The sequence below is a fragment of the Pseudoduganella namucuonensis genome (assembly GCF_900116645.1).
GTDB classification, from domain to species: Bacteria; Pseudomonadota; Gammaproteobacteria; order Burkholderiales; family Burkholderiaceae_D; genus Rugamonas; species Rugamonas namucuonensis.
In genome coordinates this window covers 24,379-40,096 of the sequence record NZ_FPBO01000006.1, presented here as the reverse complement: position 1 = coordinate 40,096, position 15,718 = coordinate 24,379, and the positions used below count along the sequence as shown (strand labels likewise).

15 protein-coding genes and 1 tRNA gene are annotated in these 15,718 nt (G+C 66.1%); 11 read left to right on the top strand and 5 right to left on the bottom strand.

Annotation, left to right across the window (positions count from 1 at the left end; translation table 11 throughout):
- The first annotated feature begins 30 nt into the window (after positions 1 to 30).
- Together aroC and BM436_RS08330 are read left to right on the top strand one after the other, a co-directional pair.
- Positions 31 to 1,134: a chorismate synthase gene (aroC, locus tag BM436_RS08335; RefSeq protein WP_093555052.1), complete on the top strand. Its 1,104-nt coding sequence runs from the start codon at positions 31 to 33 to the stop codon at positions 1,132 to 1,134.
- A gap of 62 nt (positions 1,135 to 1,196) precedes the next feature.
- A complete protein-coding gene (locus BM436_RS08330; RefSeq protein ID WP_093555051.1) occupies positions 1,197 to 2,345 on the top strand; it encodes an MFS transporter in 1,149 nt (382 codons plus the stop codon).
- A 10-nt stretch (positions 2,346 to 2,355) separates the two neighbouring features.
- Here the strand turns inward: BM436_RS08330 and BM436_RS08325 are convergent, their stop codons facing one another.
- Both BM436_RS08325 and BM436_RS08320 read right to left on the bottom strand, forming a co-directional pair.
- Positions 2,356 to 3,846 carry an HDOD domain-containing protein gene (locus BM436_RS08325; protein WP_229489641.1) on the bottom strand — a complete coding sequence of 497 codons (1,491 nt, stop codon included), beginning with the start codon at positions 3,844 to 3,846 and terminating at the stop codon, positions 2,356 to 2,358.
- Positions 3,847 to 3,854: 8 nt separating this feature from the next.
- Positions 3,855 to 5,594 (bottom strand): putative bifunctional diguanylate cyclase/phosphodiesterase, encoded by a 1,740-nt coding sequence (locus tag BM436_RS08320; RefSeq protein WP_093555050.1) that lies wholly within the window; start codon positions 5,592 to 5,594, stop codon positions 3,855 to 3,857.
- Between the two features lie 292 nt (positions 5,595 to 5,886).
- On the opposite strand from BM436_RS08320, the gene BM436_RS08315 reads away from it, so the two are divergent.
- The 4 genes from BM436_RS08315 (at position 5,887) to BM436_RS08300 (ending at position 9,144) form a co-directional block, all read left to right on the top strand.
- A complete protein-coding gene (locus tag BM436_RS08315) occupies positions 5,887 to 7,560 on the top strand; it encodes an isovaleryl-CoA dehydrogenase (RefSeq protein WP_093555225.1) in 1,674 nt (557 codons plus the stop codon).
- Positions 7,561 to 7,637: 77 nt separating this feature from the next.
- Positions 7,638 to 8,288, top strand: a complete 651-nt coding sequence (gene upp / locus BM436_RS08310; RefSeq protein WP_093555049.1) for a uracil phosphoribosyltransferase — start codon at positions 7,638 to 7,640, stop codon at positions 8,286 to 8,288.
- An 11-nt stretch (positions 8,289 to 8,299) separates the two neighbouring features.
- Positions 8,300 to 8,662 (top strand): Hpt domain-containing protein, encoded by a 363-nt coding sequence (locus tag BM436_RS08305; protein WP_093555048.1) that lies wholly within the window; start codon positions 8,300 to 8,302, stop codon positions 8,660 to 8,662.
- A 278-nt stretch (positions 8,663 to 8,940) separates the two neighbouring features.
- Positions 8,941 to 9,144 carry a cold-shock protein gene (locus tag BM436_RS08300; protein WP_093555047.1) on the top strand — a complete coding sequence of 68 codons (204 nt, stop codon included), beginning with the start codon at positions 8,941 to 8,943 and terminating at the stop codon, positions 9,142 to 9,144.
- A gap of 111 nt (positions 9,145 to 9,255) precedes the next feature.
- Here the strand turns inward: BM436_RS08300 and BM436_RS08295 are convergent, their stop codons facing one another.
- The gene (locus tag BM436_RS08295) at positions 9,256 to 10,161 is read right to left on the bottom strand and encodes a LysR family transcriptional regulator (RefSeq protein ID WP_093555046.1); all 906 of its coding nucleotides are present in this window, start codon (positions 10,159 to 10,161) and stop codon (positions 9,256 to 9,258) included.
- 152 nt (positions 10,162 to 10,313) lie between these two features.
- Between BM436_RS08295 and aceB the strand changes: the two genes are divergently transcribed.
- A complete protein-coding gene (gene aceB / locus BM436_RS08290; RefSeq protein WP_093555045.1) occupies positions 10,314 to 11,912 on the top strand; it encodes a malate synthase A in 1,599 nt (532 codons plus the stop codon).
- 7 nt (positions 11,913 to 11,919) lie between these two features.
- On the opposite strand, the gene BM436_RS08285 is transcribed toward aceB, so the two are convergent.
- Positions 11,920 to 12,579 (bottom strand): 2-hydroxychromene-2-carboxylate isomerase, encoded by a 660-nt coding sequence (locus BM436_RS08285; RefSeq protein ID WP_093555044.1) that lies wholly within the window; start codon positions 12,577 to 12,579, stop codon positions 11,920 to 11,922.
- 8 nt (positions 12,580 to 12,587) lie between these two features.
- Positions 12,588 to 13,397: a hydroxyacylglutathione hydrolase gene (gene gloB, locus BM436_RS08280; RefSeq protein ID WP_093555043.1), complete on the bottom strand. Its 810-nt coding sequence runs from the start codon at positions 13,395 to 13,397 to the stop codon at positions 12,588 to 12,590.
- A 20-nt stretch (positions 13,398 to 13,417) separates the two neighbouring features.
- Here gloB and BM436_RS08275 point away from each other — a divergent pair, with 20 nt between their 5' ends.
- The 4 genes from BM436_RS08275 to BM436_RS08260 all read left to right on the top strand — a co-directional run bounded on the left by BM436_RS08275 (position 13,418) and on the right by BM436_RS08260 (position 15,575).
- Complete coding sequence (locus BM436_RS08275) at positions 13,418 to 14,218, top strand: class I SAM-dependent methyltransferase (protein WP_093555042.1); 801 nt, start codon at positions 13,418 to 13,420, stop codon at positions 14,216 to 14,218.
- Positions 14,211 to 14,651, top strand: a complete 441-nt coding sequence (rnhA, locus tag BM436_RS08270; protein WP_093555041.1) for a ribonuclease HI — start codon at positions 14,211 to 14,213, stop codon at positions 14,649 to 14,651. The genes BM436_RS08275 and rnhA overlap by 8 nt, the downstream gene beginning before the upstream one ends.
- Positions 14,652 to 14,724: 73 nt before the next feature.
- Entirely contained in the window at positions 14,725 to 15,444 is a 720-nt protein-coding gene (dnaQ, locus tag BM436_RS08265) for a DNA polymerase III subunit epsilon (protein ID WP_093555040.1), read from the top strand.
- Positions 15,445 to 15,500: 56 nt separating this feature from the next.
- A tRNA-Val gene (locus tag BM436_RS08260) sits at positions 15,501 to 15,575 on the top strand.
- The last annotated feature ends 143 nt before the right edge of the window (positions 15,576 to 15,718 follow it).

Below are 15,718 nucleotides of genomic sequence, written 5' to 3'. Positions count from 1 at the left end.
TTTTCCCCGTCTCTTATATATTTCTCGACTATGTCCGGCAATTCCTTTGGCAAGCTGTTTACTGTTAGCACTTTTGGCGAATCGCACGGTGTGGCGATCGGTTGCGTGATCGATGGCTGCCCGCCCGGGCTGCCGCTGAGCGAGGCCGACATCCAGCCCGAACTGGACCGCCGCAAGCCGGGCACCTCGCGCCACGTCACGCAGCGCCAGGAACCGGACCGCGTCGAGATCCTGTCCGGCGTGTACCAGGGCGTCACCACCGGCACCCCGATCGCACTGCTGATCCGCAACGAGGACCAGCGCAGCAAGGACTACGGCAACATCGCCGAGAGCTTCCGTCCCGGCCACGCGGACTACACCTACTGGCACAAGTACGGCGTGCGCGACCCGCGCGGCGGCGGCCGCTCGTCGGCGCGCCTGACGGCGCCGGTCGTGGGCGCGGCGGCGATCGCCAAGAAATGGCTGCGCCAGCAGTACGGCACGGTGTTCATGGGCTGCATGAGCCAGCTGGGCGACATCGCGGTGCCGTTCGAGGGCTGGGAGCACGTGCCCAACAACCCCTTCTTCGCCGCCAGCGGCGACGCCGCGCTGATCGCGCGCATGGAGGACGCGATGGACGAGCTGCGCCGCGCGGGCGACTCCATCGGCGCCCGCATCGACGTGGTGGCGCGCAACATCCCGGTCGGCCTGGGCCAGCCCATCTACGACAAGCTGGACGCCGACATCGCCTACGCGATGATGGGCATCAACGCCGTCAAGGGCGTGGAGATCGGCGCCGGCTTCAAGGCGGTGGCGCAGAAGGGCTCCGAGCACGGCGACGAGCTGACCCCGGAAGGCTTCGTCGGCAACAACGCCGGCGGCGTGCTGGGCGGGATTTCGACCGGCCAGGACATCACGGTGTCGATCGCCATCAAGCCGACCTCGTCGATCCGCACGCCGCGCCGTTCGATCGACAAGGACGGCAATCCGGTCAGCGTGGAGACCTTCGGCCGCCACGACCCCTGCGTGGGCATCCGCGCCACGCCGATCGCCGAGGCGATGCTGGCGCTGGTGCTGATCGACCACGCGCTGATGCACCGCGCCCAGTGCGGCGACGTGCGCGTCTCCACGCCGGACATCGCCAAGCAGGCCTAGGACATCCGCGGGGCGTGGCGCCGGCCGCGGGCCCGCGCCGCGCCGGCGCCATTCGAGCATCCATGCCCACCCAGTTCTTCAGTTTTTCCTCCTTCCTCTTCTTCTACTACGCCCACGCGGGCACGTTCTCCACCTACGCCAGCCTGTTTTTCGCCGACCGCGGCATGACGGTGGCGCAGATCGGCGTGCTGATGTCGCTGATCCAGGTGTTGCGCATCTTCGGCCCCAACCTGTGGGGCTGGGTGGCCGACCACAGCGAGCGGCGCGTGATCGTGCTGCGGCTGACCGGCCTGGCGGCGCTGGTGGCGTTCTCCGGCTTCTTCATCGGCTCCACCTTCGCGCACTTCTTCGCCGCCATGGTGCTGCTCAACCTCTTCACCAGCGCGCAGGGCCCGATCTGCGAGGCGCTGATGCTGTCCGAGATGCGGGGCGACCTGACGCACTACGGCCGCATACGGCTTTGGGGTTCGGTGGGCTTCATCGTCGCCGTCATGCTGACGGCCGTCGGGCTGGACCGGTTCGGCACGCGCGCCTTGCCCTGGGCGGCGGGCGCGCTGCTGGTCTGCACGCTGGGCGCCGCGCTGCGCATGCACGACGCGCCGCGGGCGGGGCACGCGGGGCCGCCGCCGGCGCTGCTGGCGGTGCTGCGCCGGCGCGAGGTGCTGGCCTTCTTCCTGTCCTCGGCGCTGATGATCGCGGCCCACACGTCGCTGTACACCTTCTATTCGCTGTACCTGGAGCGCGAGGGCTACAACAAGACCGTGATCGGCGCCATGTGGTCGCTGGGCGTGCTGGCCGAGGTGCTGCTGTTCTATTTCCAGGCGCCGCTGCTCAAGCGCTGGGGCGCGTGGCGCCTGCTGCGACTGGCGTTCGCCGCGGGCGTGCTGCGCTTCGCCATGATAGGGGCGGGCGCGCACTTCATCGTGGTGCTGGTGTTGGCGCAGCTGCTGCACGCGGCCACTTTCGCGCTGCACCATTCGGCCTGCGTGTTGGCGATGCAGCGCTGGTTCGCGGGGCCGCTGCAGGCGCGCGGACAGGCGCTGTATATCAGCCTGTCCTACGGCGTGGGCGGTTCGCTGGGCGGCTTGTTCCTGGCGCAGTGCTGGGAGGGGATGGGTCCCGGCTCGGTGTACTACGTGGCGTCCGCGCTGGCGCTGCTGGCCGCCGGGGCGGCGGCCCTGTCGTTCCGCTGGCAGCGCGCCGCGGAATGAGCGCGCCCGCCTAGCCGACGCGGTTGCCGACCGCCTCCAGCTGGTGGCGGCGCTCCACCGCCTTCACCACCAGCGAGCGGATCTCGTTGAGCAGCGTGAACTCGTTCTGGCTGAGCTGGATGGGCGGGAACGATTCGTCCCAGTCGCCGTACAGGAAGCCGGTGGGCTGGGAATTGGCCAGCAGCGGCAGGATCACGAAACTGCGCGCCTCGGACAGGTTGGCTTTCCACCATTGCGGCAGCTTGGCGGCGAATTTCGGGTCCTTGGCGTTCTCGATGAAGATCACGCGGTCGCTGTTGAGGGCCGCGTGGAACACGTTCGGCTCGTAGGCGTCGTCGAACACCATTTCCGGCAGCATGGCCTTGACGCCATCGCCGAAGCACAGCTTGGCCGAATAGCGGCCCTCGCGGCGGTTGCGCACGAAAGCCACCGCGCGCGAGAAATCCAGGCCGTTGTACACGGTTTCCAGCGCCATGGCCACCATCTGGCCGGGACTGGCCGTGTCGACCATGTCGCGCATGTCGGCCAGGCCGCTGAGCAGGACCTTGTTGCCCTCGGCGCGCTGGCGCGTCTTGGCCAGCGCCTTGGCGCGGCGCTCGGCGGGCTTGGACAGCGGCGCGATCGACAGGTCCGTGGCGGCGACCGCCTTGGCGCGCTCGATCGCCTCGCCCATCTGTTCGGCGTCCACGCCCAGCATGCCCGAATAGCTTTCGGTGATGCGTTTGACCTCGGCCGCGCCGTCCTCGTCGTCGTGCCACAGCGAGTCGGCGCAGCGCGCCGCCATGGTGGACAGGCCGGCGACCCAGTCCGCCGGGCTGACCTCGGCGCCCGGCTCGGCCGGACCCACGCTGCGCATGCCGTTCAGCAGATTCTTCGGCAGGCCCCAGTGGATGGCGGCGGCGCGGCCCACTTCCTCCATCGTCAAGCCCAGCACCCGCATGGCGGCGTCGTCCTCGTTGCCCTCGCCGGCGATCTGCTGCATCACGGCCCAGCGTTCGGGCATGTAGAAGGTGATCATCATGCGGCCCAGCGTGTGCAGCATCGAGCACACCACGGCCTCCTCGGCGTGGATGCTGGACGCGGACGTGGCCACCTGCTGCGCCACCATCCCTGCCAGCACGGCCTTTTCCATTTCCACGTGGGCGATCGACGAGTTGGGCGAGGCCACCGACATCTCCTCGATCAGCTTCAGGCCCAGCGCCAGGTGGCCGATGGCGTCCGTGCCCAGCACCAGCACCGCCTTGCTGACGGTGCTGACGTGCTGGCCGAAGGCCGAATACATGCCGCTGTTGGCCAGGCGCAGCACCTTCTGCGTCAGGACCGGGTCCGACAGCACGGTCTGCGTCATGTTGAATTCGACGTCGTCCTCGCCGCGCATGGCGCTGAGGATGGCGGTGATGGCCTTGGCGAAGCCGGGCATGTCGCCCTGCATGCGGGTGCGGTCCCACAACTGGGCCAGCGTCTTGTTGCCGTCCACCGGCGCGCCGGTGTTGGGATTCATGCCCGCGTTCATGCCTGCACCTGGCGCAGTTCCGGCGGCATCAGGTTGGCGTAGGTGCGCTCGCGCAGCGCCGCCATGGCCACGTGGGCCGCCATCGGTTTGCCGGTCAGGTAGCCCTGGATGTACTGGCAGCCGCGGTCCTGCATGTAGGCCAGCTGGTCCTCCGTTTCCACGCCCTCGGCCACCACGTTCAGGCCCAGGTGCTTGGCCAGGTCCAGCACGGCGTTGCAGATCGCGCCGTCCTTCTGCGAGCCGGGCAGGTCGCGGATGAAGGCGCGGTCGATTTTCAGCACGGAGATGGGGAAGCGCTTCAGGTAGGCCAGGGAGGAATAACCGGTGCCGAAGTCGTCGATCGCGATGCGCGCCTTGCGATCGGCCATCTTGGTCAATATCGTTTCGGCGTGCGCTGGATCGATCATCAGCGTGCCTTCTGTAATTTCTAGAACCAATTTCTCACCAGGTAAGCCGGAGAACGCCATGGCGTCATCCAGCACGTCAAGGAATTTATCATTGCGGAACTGCCTGGGGCTGATGTTAACAGAAATGTACAAAGAGCGTTTGGCGACCTCCTCGAACTGCTTCAGCTGCACGCAGGCGGCCTTCAGCGCCCAGGCGCCCAGCAGGTTGATCAGGCCATTGGTCTCCGCGATGGGGATGAAGCGCACCGGCGGCACCATGCCCAGCGTGGGGTGGCGCCAGCGCATCAGCGTCTCGAAGCCCTCGATCTCGCGCGTGCGCGCGTCGACGATGGGCTGGTAGTACAGCAGGAACTCGCCCTCGCGCACGGCCTGGAACATGGCCGCCTCCAGCGAGATGTCGTGCTCCGGCGGGCCGCTGTGGCGCGCGCTGTAGACCACGCAGCGCGCCTTGCCGGTTTCCTTGGCGCGCGACATGGCGGCGTCGGCCAGCGCCACCAGGCGCACCTCGTCCTCGGCGTGCTGCGGATAGACCGACACGCCGACCGAGGCGCCGATGTAGATGGTGTGCGAGTCGATTTCGAACGGCGCCTGCAGCGTCGCCAGCAGCCTGCCGGTGACCAGCTTGATCTGCGCCTCGGTGAAGGTGCCGGGCAGCACGGCCACGAACTCGTCGCCGCCCACGCGGGCCAGCGTGTCGCTGTCGCGCAGCGTCTTGCGCAGGCGCGCGGCGGCCACGCGCAGCACGGCGTCGCCGATCGGATGGCCGAGGCCGTCGTTGACTTTCTTGAACGCGTCCAGGCCGACGGTGGCGACCGAGAAGCCCTGGCCGGAGCGGCGCGCCTGGGCGATGGTCATGCGGATGCGGTCGGTGAGCAGCAGGCGGTTGGGCAGCTCGGTCAGCGCGTCGTGCGTGGCCATGTGGCGCAGGCGCTCTTCGGTCGTGTGCTGGGAGGTCAGGTCGCGGCCGACCACCAGCATCTGGCGCGACTGGTCGGGCGCGGTGTAGACGGACAGGCGCAGCTCGAACCAGGTTTCCGTTTCCTGCGAGCGGATGCGCGCCTCGATCCGTTTCGCCGCGCCGGGCTGGCCGGCCTCGCCGAGTTCGAGCAGGGCGGTTTTCAGCACGGGCTGGTCGACCTCGGCGGCCAGCGACGCCAGCGTCATGCCGTCCAGCGCGCCGATGCCGACCAGCGCGACGGCGCGGCGGCTGGCGTACAGCACCTGGCCCGCCAAGGACAGCCGGAACACGATGTCGCCAGCCTCTTCGAGCAGGCCGTCCATATCGTTTAAGCTGTCGCGCGCGGGCGCGGGGGAGGAACTGGATAGCATCGTAACGGTCTTATTTCAATGATTGTTGCAAAACCAGAACGAAATGTATCACTGATGGCGCTCTAAAAACATGAAAAAAGACAACAAAACTGTGTCTTTAGAGAAAAATGCGCGCACTGGCGTGAAAATCGCTCTCCATAGAGTAGCAGATGGTTAAGCTTGCCACTGAATTGTGCAGCTATTTTCGGCGTAGTCGCCACGTTTTTTATTAGTAAAGCATCTGCTTGCAATTTTCTTAACCCGGGGCTGGGCTGCACCCAGCGCAACCAGGAGCATCGCCATGCAAACGTCCATGCCAGCGTTCGACACGCACGAAGTCACAAACCAGCCCGCGCCTTTCGAAAACGTCAACCTTTTCCTGTGCGACCCCGCGCTGATGGCGGCGCTGGAACGCGAGGGCGGCGGGGCGGCGGCGGCCGAACTCTCCGCGCTGGGGGCGCAACTGGGCGGGGCAGGGGTGCTGGAGCTGGCGCGCCTGGCCAACGAGCACGGGCCGCGCCTGCGCAATTTCGACCGCGGCGGGCGCCGCGTGGACGAGATCGAATTCCATCCCGCCTGGCACGAACTGATGCGGCTGCTGATAGAGAACGGCGCGCATTCGTCCGCGTGGGACGGCGCGCCGGGCGCGCAGGTGGCGCGCGCCGCCAAATACCTGCTGTTCGGCCAGGTGGAGAACGGTTCCCAGTGCCCGGTGACGATGACCTACGCCGCCGTGGCGGCGCTGCGCCACGCCCCGCGCCTGGCCGCGCGCTGGCTGCCCAAAATCCTGTCGCGCGAATACGATCCGCGCCCGCTGCCGGTGGCGCAAAAGCGCGGCGCGCTGGTGGGCATGGGCATGACGGAAAAGCAGGGCGGCTCCGACGTGCGCGCCAACACCACGCGGGCCGCGCCCGTGCCGCCGTCCGAGGCCCGCGCGCTGTTCGGGGAGGAGGGCGAGGACGTGTACCGCCTGGTCGGCCACAAATGGTTCTTCTCGGCGCCGCAAAGCGACGCCCACCTGGTGCTGGCGCAGACCGGCGACGACGGCGGGACGGGCCCGAGCTGCTTCCTGGTGCCGCGCATCCTGCCGGACGGGGCGCGCAACCAGATCCGCGTGCAGCGCCTGAAGGACAAGCTGGGCAACCGCTCCAACGCGTCCTCCGAGGTCGAGTTCACCGGCGCCTACGGCTGGCTGCTGGGCGAGCGGGGGCGGGGCATTCCGACCATTCTGGAAATGGGCGGCCACACGCGGCTGGACTGCGTGCTGGGCAGCGCCGGCGCGATGCGCGCGGCGCTGACGCACGCGCTGCATCACGCGCGCCAGCGCGAGGCGTTCGGCCGTAAGCTGTCCGAGCACCCGCTGATGCGCAACGTGCTGGCCGATCTGGCGCTGGAATCGGAGGCGGCCACCGCGCTGTCGTTGCGGCTGGCGCGTTGCTTCGACGAGATCGCCGATCCGGCCCAGGCCATGCTGGCGCGCATCCTCACACCGGCGGGCAAGTACTGGGTGTGCAAGCGCGGCCCCGGCTTCGGCGCCGAGGCGATGGAGGTGATAGGCGGCAGCGGCTATGTGGAGGAGAGCCCGCTGGCCAGGCTGTACCGGGAATTCCCCGTCAATTCGATCTGGGAGGGCTCGGGCAACGTGATGTGCCTGGACCTGTTGCGCGCGTTCGCGAAGAGCCCGGCGGCGGCCGAGGCGCTGGGCGCCGAACTGGCGCTGGCCGGCGGCGACGCGGCCCACGCCCGCTACACGGCCGCGCTGCTGGCCGACCTGCGGCAGGGGACCCGGGACGAGTACGGCGCGCGCCTGCTGGCCGAGCGCATCGTGCTGGCGGTGCAGGCCGGCCTGCTGCTGCGCCACGCGCCGGCATTCGTCAGCGGCGCCTTCGTCGCGACGCGGCTGGCGCGCGAACCGGGCGGCGCCTACGGCCGCTTGCCGGCGGGCGTGGACTGCGGCGCGATCCTGGAGCGGGCGCTGCCACAATAATTTGGGCCGGGCCATTCCACAGCCCGCCCTGGACTGGGATAATGCCGGGTATAACCGATCAGAGTGAGTGACCAAACATGAAACAAGACCCGCGCTTCCCCAATCTCTTCATCACCGACCACCCGCTGATCCAGCACAAGCTCAGCCACATGCGCGACAAGGCCACCTCCACGCGCACCTTCCGCGACCTGCTCAAGGAAATCACGCTGCTGATGGGCTACGAGATCACGCGCGACCTGCCGCTGACCACGCGCCAGATCGAAACGCCGCTGATGACCATCGAGGCGCCCGTCATCGCCGGCCGCAAGCTGGCCATCGTGCCCATCCTGCGCGCGGGCATCGGCATGAGCGACGGCCTGATGGACCTGGTGCCGTCGGCGCGTGTCGGCCACATCGGCGTGTTCCGCGACCCCGAGACCCACCAGCCGGTGGAATACCTGGTGCGCCTGCCGGACCTGGTGGAACGGACCTTCATCCTGTGCGATCCGATGGTGGCGACCGGCAATTCGGCGGTGCACGCGGTGGACGTGCTGAAGAAGCGCGGCGTCACCGACGAGCAGATCATTTTCCTGGCCCTGGTGGCCGCGCCGGAGGGCATCACGGTGTTCCAGAACGCGCATCCGGGCGTGAAGATCTATTGCGCCTCGCTGGATTCGCACCTGAACGACCACGCCTATATCGTTCCCGGCCTGGGCGACGCCGGCGACCGCATCTTCGGCACCAAATAGGGACCACGGCCATGGCGACCCTGGTGGATCCGGATTTCAGGGCGCGCCTGGACGCGCTCGGCGAGCGGTATGGCGCCACCGTGCCGGGCGCGATGGAGGCGATTTCCACCGCCGTGTCGCATTGCCGCAACGAAGACGCGGACCTTGACTCGCTTGAAAAACTGCATGCATTGCTGCACGGCATAGCCGGTTCGGCGGGCACTTTCGGCTTCAAAGTGCTGGGCGCCGAGGCCCGCCGTCTGGAGCAGGAACTGCGGCCGTTATTGGGGAAACGGCCCGCGGACGCGCCGGAATGGCCGGCGCTGGCGGCGCGGATTGCGCAGTACCTGGACTGGGCCGCGCGCGACCCCAAAGCCCCCGAATTCGACCTCTAATGGGCTTGCGCACCCGCGCACTTTTGATATTCCTCAACCGCTTCCTGTAAATCTTGTCTATAGTGACACACATGCCGCGCGAATTTGTGCTCGGGAGATGGGCTGCTTTCACTGAGTCACATCTTTGCATTTATTTTCGTGAAGACGATCTTTTCTCGTTTTATTCGGTATAATGCGGGATCGTTAGATTCAAGAGTAGTGCAGTTTGTCTGTCATTTCTTACTTGCTTCAAACGATATCACGGGCGCAAGCCCAACTTAACTGAAATAGGAATTGTAATGGCAACTGGTATCGTAAAATGGTTCAATGACTCGAAGGGTTTTGGCTTCATCACCCCTGACGAAGGCGGCGAAGATCTGTTCGCTCACTTCTCGGCGATCCAAACCGCTGGCTTCAAGTCGCTGCAAGAGAACCAACGCGTTTCTTTCGAAGTTACCGCCGGCCCTAAAGGCAAGCAAGCTTCGAACATTCAGCCTCTGTAATACGCTGAATCTTACGAGATAAGAAAATCCTCGGTTTCCGAGGATTTTTTTTCGCCCGTACCTTTTGCCGTAGGGCGCGCATCCGGCGGACCGAGCTGCGCTTGCTTCGCCCTACGCCTTGCGCCAATAGCCCGCCTGCGCGTAGCTCCTGCGCAAAAAGTCCACGAAGGCCCTGATCCTCAGCGGCAGGTGATTGCGCTGCGCAAACACCGCGTAGATGTCGTTGCCCGGCGCCGCGTGTTCGTCCAGCACCGTGTGCAGCCGTCCCGCCTCGATGTCGCCGCCCACCTCCCACATCGAGCGCCACGCCAGGCCCTTGCCCGCCAGCACCCAGTCGTGCAGCACCGCGCCGTCGTTGCAGCCCATGTTGCCGCCGACCTTGAGCGTGACGATCTTGCCCTCGTGGCGGAAGGTCCAGCCGCGCTGGCTGCCGTCGCTGCTGATGGCCAGGCAGTTGTGCTTGGCCAGGTCGTCCAGCGTGCGCGGCGTGCCGTGGCGCTTCAGGTAGGCCGGCGTCGCCACCAGCACCCGTTGATTGTCGGCCAGTTTCACGCCCACCAGGCTGGAATCGGACAGCGTGGCGATGCGGATCGCCACGTCCACGCCCTCGCCGATCAGGTCCACCATGCGGTCATTCAGGTTCAGCGTGGCGCGCACGTCGCGGTTCTCGGCCAGGAAGGAGGGCAGTAGCGGCGCCACGTGCTGGCGTCCGAAACCGGCCGGCGCCGACACCAGCAGGTGGCCTGTTGCGCGCGCGCTGCGTTCGGCCACGGCCGATTCGGCGTCCTCCAGGTCGTTGAGGATGCGCTGGCAGTCCTCCAGGAAGGCCGCGCCCTCGTTGGTCAAGGCCAGTTTGCGGGTGGTGCGCTGCAGCAGCTTGACCCCCAGCCGCTGCTCCAGCGCGTCGAGCCTGCGCCCAATAACGGCGGGCGCTATGCCTTCCGCGCGGGCCGCGGCGGAGAGGCTGCCCTTGGCCACCACCTCGACGAAAGTGGAGATCTGTCTGAACTGTCCCATGCCGAGGAGTTTCCTTATTTGTGCAAAAAACGCATGGATGAAGTGATTTTTAGTCTTGTTTCCATAACTAATTAGTGAATATACTGCAAAAACGATGTGGGCGCTAAGCGCCTATACTGAGGATTCCCCCCTTACCGCAGAACGGAGATAACATGACGCAAGCCACCATCACTTTGCCAGCAGGCATGGAAATAACGGGCGCCATCAAGCCAGGCTACGAGAGCGTGCTGACGCCCGAAGCCCTGGCCCTGGTGGCCAAGCTGACGCGCGCATTCGAGCCGCGCCGCCAGGAACTGCTGGCCGCGCGCGTGGTGCGCGCCAAGCGCATGGATGAGGGCGAGCGTCCGGACTTCCTCAAGGAAACCGCGCACATCCGCGCCGGCGACTGGACCATCGCCCCGATCCCCAAGGCGCTGGAATGCCGCCGCGTGGAAATCACCGGTCCGGTCGAACGCAAGATGGTCATCAACGCCCTGAACTCGGGCGCCGACAGCTACATGACCGACTTCGAGGATTCCAACACCCCGAACTGGGACAACCAGATCACCGGCCAGATCAACATGATGGACGCCGTGCGCAAGACCATCTCGCTGGAACAGAACGGCAAGTCCTACAAGCTGAACGACAAGACCGCGACCCTGGTCGTGCGTCCGCGCGGCTGGCACCTGGACGAGAAGCACGTGCTGGTGGACGGCAAGCGCATCTCCGGCGGCATCTTCGACTTCGCCCTGTTCATGGTGCACAACGCCAAGGAGCAACTGGCGCGCGGCGCCGGCCCGTACTTCTACCTGCCGAAGATGGAATCGCACCTGGAGGCGCGCCTGTGGAACGAGATCTTCGTGATGGCCCAGGACGAGCTGGGCATCCCGCAAGGCACCATCAAGGCCACCGTGCTGATCGAAACCATTGTCGCCGCCTTCGAAATGGACGAGATCCTGTACGAGCTGCGCGAGCACAGCTCGGGCCTGAACGCCGGCCGTTGGGACTACATCTTCTCCTGCATCAAGAAGTTCAAGCTGGACAAGGACTTCTGCCTGGCCGACCGCGCCAAGGTGACGATGACGGCCCCGTTCATGCGTTCCTACGCGCTGCTGCTGCTGAAGACCTGCCACAAGCGCAACGCGCCGGCGATCGGCGGCATGGCCGCGCTGATCCCGATCAAGAACGATCCGGAAAAGAACGAGATCGCCATGGGCGGCGTGCGCAACGACAAGGCGCGCGACGCGACCGACGGCTACGACGGCGGCTGGGTCGCGCACCCGGGCCTGGTGGAACTGGCCATGGGCGAGTTCAAGAAGGTGCTGGGCGACGCGCCCAACCAGATCAACAAGCAGCGCCCCGACGTCGAGGTGACCGCCGCCGACCTGCTGAACTTCCAGCCCGAGACCCCGATCACGGAGGCCGGCCTGCGCTACAACATCAACGTCGGCATCCACTACCTGGGCAGCTGGCTGGGCGGCAACGGTTGCGTGCCCATCCACAACCTGATGGAGGACGCGGCCACCGCCGAGATCAGCCGTTCGCAGGTGTGGCAGTGGATCCGTTCGGAAAAAGGCGTGCTGGACGACGGCACCAAGGTGACCGCCGAGATCGTGCGCAAGATGATCGACGAGGAACTGCCGAAAGTGAAGGCCACCGCGCCGGACGGCGAGAGCCCGAACTACGAGCGCGCCGCCGAGATCTTCGAGGAAATGTCGACCTCGAGCGCCTTCGCCGAGTTCCTGACCCTGCCGCTGTACGAAGAGATCTAGGAACGCCTCAACCCAGCTGTTCCGCCCTGCGCTGCGCCAGCGCGGGGCGGTCCAGGAATTCCCGCAACGCGGCCTCGTCGATGCGGTTCCCCGCCATGCGCCACAGCAGGGAGTCGATGCGGTCCGCGCCCCAGAAGTAATCCCCCTCGAACTCGAAGGTCGGCACGCCGAACATCCCGGCCTCGACCGCGTGCGCCGTGGTGGCCGTCAGCGCCTGCTTGATTTCCGGCGTCACCGCCGCCTGCGCCAGCGCCTCGCCGTCCAGCCCGCACTCGTTGGCCAGCACGATCAGCACCTCGGACGACGACACGTCCAGCCCCCGCTCCCAGCACGCCGCCAGCATCTCCACCGTGAAGCGCCGCCGCTCCGCCAGGTCCGTGATGGCCATGCTCATGCGCAATGCCATCAGCGGGTTGAAGGGGTGCCCGGGCGGCCCGGTGAAGCGCAACCCCATCTCCGCCGCCAGCCGCATCACGTCGCGGAAGGTGTTGACACGTTTGACCGGGACCTCGACCGGCCCTTTCTGGCCGTGCGCCTTCAGCAGCCCCGCGAACAGCACCGGCACGCATTCGACCACGCCGTTGGTGGCCTCGATGCAGCGGATGTCCTTGCTGGCCAGCCAGGAATAGGGGCTGACCGGATCGAAATAAAACCGCACCAGTTTCATATTGGCCCTCAGAAAGAGTTTTTCCACTGCCGCAAAGCCGCGAACACGGCCACAGGCGCCTCGCCGCCCTCCAGCTTGCCCGCCGCCGTCAGCTGCGCCGCGATCGCAGGCTCAGCGTAACGCAGGAAGGGATTGGTGTCGCGTTCCACGCCTATCGTGCTGGGGACGGTGGGCGCGCCCCTGGCCCGTTTGGCCGAGTCCGCCTCCACGCGGGCCCGCAGCGCCTCGTTGCCCGGTTCCACCGCGCTGGCGAAGCGCAGGTTGGACAGGGTGTATTCGTGCGCGCAAAAGACCTTGGTGGCCGGGGGCAGGGCCGCCAGCTTGTCGAGCGAATCGACCATCTGCGCCGGCGTGCCCTCGAACAGGCGGCCGCAGCCGCCGGCGAACAGCGTGTCGCCGCAGAACAGCCACGGTTCCCCGCCTTCGGCGTCGCCGTCGCGCACATAGGCTATGTGGCCGCGCGTGTGGCCCGGCACGTCCAGCACGGACAGGCGCAGCGCCAGGCCGGGCACGTCGACCGTGTCGCCCTCGGACAGCGGCCTGGTGACGGCGGCGATTCCGTCATGGCGCGGCCCGAAGACGGGGACCGCGTAATGCTGCAATAATGTGGGTACGCCGCCTATGTGGTCGGCATGGTGGTGGGTGAGTAAAATGGCGGTGAGCAGCAGGCCGTGTTCGCGCAGCGCCGCCAGGATGGGGCCGGCGTCGCCCGGATCGACGGCGGCGGCGTGGACGCCGTCATGTATCAGCCACAGGTAATTATCATTGAAAGCGGGCACCGTGAGGACACTGAGCGGGCGTGGGGCGGTAGGAGTCATGGGGTCGGGGAAGAAGTGGCATGGATAACGCTGCATCCGAAAAATCCATTATAGCGCTGGACAGCTGGCTGCAAACGCCCGCTGGCGTCTATGTCCGCGCCTGGGAACAGTCCCTGCTCGACGCGCTCACCGCCGACATCTTCGGCTACAACGCGGTGCAGATCGGCATGCCGCAGATCGACGCGCTGGCCGCCAACCGCATGCCCAGCAAATGGCTGGCAGACACCCGGCCGCGGCCGCGCGCCGGCAACACGGCCGCCGCGCGCCAGGTGGCCGTCACCTTCGACTACGCCGAGCTGCCGTTCGCCTCGCAAAGCCTGGACCTGGTGGTGCTGCCGCACGTGCTGGAGTTCGCCGCCGAGCCGCACCAGGTGCTGCGCGAGGTGGAGCGGGTGCTGATCCCCGAGGGCCAGGTCATCATCTGCGGCTTCAATCCGCGCAGTCTGTGGGGCCTGAGCCACCTGACGGGACGGGTCACGGGATCGCACTTTCTGCCGCCGGCCGGCGAATTCATTTCTATGCCCCGTATGAAAGACTGGTTAAAATTGCTGAATATGGGCGCGACGCACAGCCATTTCGGCTGCTACGCGCCCGCGTGCCGCACCGAGCAATGGCTGCAGCGCTACGTCTTCATGGACCGCGCCGGCCCGCGCTGGTGGCCCTATCTGGGCGCCGTGTACATGGTGCAGGCGATCAAGCGCGTGAAGGGCATGCGGCTGATCGGGCCGGCATGGAAGAAATCGGCGAAGGCCCCGGTGGCGGTGCCGGTGACCAACAGAACAAGCAGCACCAACAGAAAGCAGGAACGGCAGGATGGATAAGGTTGAGATTTTTACCGACGGCGCATGCAAGGGCAATCCCGGCACCGGCGGCTGGGGCGCGCTGCTGGTGGCGGGCGAGGCGGAGAAGGAAATCTTCGGCGGCGAGCACAACACCACCAACAACCGCATGGAGTTGCAGGCGGTGATCGAATCGCTGAACGCGCTCAAGCGCCCCTGCGACGTGGTGCTGCACACCGACAGCCAGTACGTGCAGAAGGGCATCAGCGAGTGGATACATGGCTGGAAAAAGCGCGGCTGGACCACGTCCAGCAAGGAACCGGTGAAAAACGCCGACCTGTGGCAGGCGCTGGACCTGGCGCAATCGGTGCACAAGGTGGACTGGCGTTGGGTGCGCGGCCACAACGGCCATCCGGGCAACGAGCGGGCCGACGTGCTGGCCAACCGCGGCGTCGACTCCGTGCGCCGCAAATAAGGTCGCCACGCCGCGCTTTGCTATACTGCGCGGCTCGCCAAGTTTCCCGCAACTCCACGTACCCAATACATCCATGCGTCAAATCGTACTCGATACCGAAACCACCGGCATCAACCCCAAGCTGGGCAATCGCATCATTGAAATCGGCTGCGTCGAACTGTTCAACCGCGCGCTGACCGGCAACAATTTCCACGTCTACATCAACCCGGAGCGCGATTCGGAAGAGGGCGCGTTGAACGTCCACGGCCTGACCACCGAATTCCTGCGCGACAAGCCGAAATTCGCCGAGATCGCCCAGCAGTTCCGTGAATACATCCAGGGCGCCGAGCTGATCATCCATAACGCGCCGTTCGACATGGGCTTCCTGAACCACGAGTTCCGGCTGGCCAAGCTGCCCCCGTTCGACGACCACGTGAGCGGCGTGATCGACACGCTGGTGAACGCGAAGGAAATGCGTCCGGGCAAGCGCAACTCGCTGGACGCGCTGTGCGACTTCTTCGGCATCTCCAACGCCCACCGCAAGCTGCACGGCGCGCTGCTGGACGCGGAATTGCTGGCCGATGTCTACCTGGCCATGACGCGCGGGCAGAACAGCCTGGGCATGGACGTGGAGGAGGAGGTGTCCGAGGGGGGCGTGGCGCTGGAGCAGATCGCGCTGGCCGAGGTGATCGTGGTGCGCGCCTCGGACGAGGAGCTGGCCGCGCACGAGGAAACGCTGTCGGGGCTGGACAAGGCGGTCAAGGGCAGCTGCATCTGGCGCGCTTCGCTGGCGCCCTTGGCGGCCGCCGCGTAAAAGTCGCGTTTGACCCTTTTACAAACGCAAATCGTACGCTATAATGCGTGCACTTCGGGAGGTTAGCTCAGGGGTAGAGCACTGCATTCACACTGCAGGGGTCGCAAGTTCGAAACTTGCACTTCCCACCAAGAATTCGCTTTAAAATCAAAGGCCTACGTTTTCACGACGTAGGCTTTTTTTATTCTTCGGAGAAAAGTACGGAAAAAGTACGGAGTCTCAGGTTTTTTTTCCAGGGAAAATATTTGCCATTATTTCGAAATTGCCGGCACTT

Bases quoted from the DNA above. Each gene is read 5' to 3' on its own strand.
- aroC (WP_093555052.1), top strand. From the start codon at position 31: ATGTCCGGCAATTCCTTTGGCAAGCTGTTTACTGTTAGCACTTTTGGC.
- BM436_RS08330 (WP_093555051.1), top strand. From the start codon at position 1,197: ATGCCCACCCAGTTCTTCAGTTTTTCCTCCTTCCTCTTCTTCTACTAC.
- BM436_RS08325 (WP_229489641.1), bottom strand. From the start codon at position 3,846: ATGAATCCCAACACCGGCGCGCCGGTGGACGGCAACAAGACGCTGGCC.
- BM436_RS08320 (WP_093555050.1), bottom strand. From the start codon at position 5,594: ATGCTATCCAGTTCCTCCCCCGCGCCCGCGCGCGACAGCTTAAACGAT.
- BM436_RS08315 (WP_093555225.1), top strand. From the start codon at position 5,887: ATGCCAGCGTTCGACACGCACGAAGTCACAAACCAGCCCGCGCCTTTC.
- upp (WP_093555049.1), top strand. From the start codon at position 7,638: ATGAAACAAGACCCGCGCTTCCCCAATCTCTTCATCACCGACCACCCG.
- BM436_RS08305 (WP_093555048.1), top strand. From the start codon at position 8,300: ATGGCGACCCTGGTGGATCCGGATTTCAGGGCGCGCCTGGACGCGCTC.
- BM436_RS08300 (WP_093555047.1), top strand. From the start codon at position 8,941: ATGGCAACTGGTATCGTAAAATGGTTCAATGACTCGAAGGGTTTTGGC.
- BM436_RS08295 (WP_093555046.1), bottom strand. From the start codon at position 10,161: ATGGGACAGTTCAGACAGATCTCCACTTTCGTCGAGGTGGTGGCCAAG.
- aceB (WP_093555045.1), top strand. From the start codon at position 10,314: ATGACGCAAGCCACCATCACTTTGCCAGCAGGCATGGAAATAACGGGC.
- BM436_RS08285 (WP_093555044.1), bottom strand. From the start codon at position 12,579: ATGAAACTGGTGCGGTTTTATTTCGATCCGGTCAGCCCCTATTCCTGG.
- gloB (WP_093555043.1), bottom strand. From the start codon at position 13,397: ATGACTCCTACCGCCCCACGCCCGCTCAGTGTCCTCACGGTGCCCGCT.
- BM436_RS08275 (WP_093555042.1), top strand. From the start codon at position 13,418: ATGGATAACGCTGCATCCGAAAAATCCATTATAGCGCTGGACAGCTGG.
- rnhA (WP_093555041.1), top strand. From the start codon at position 14,211: ATGGATAAGGTTGAGATTTTTACCGACGGCGCATGCAAGGGCAATCCC.
- dnaQ (WP_093555040.1), top strand. From the start codon at position 14,725: ATGCGTCAAATCGTACTCGATACCGAAACCACCGGCATCAACCCCAAG.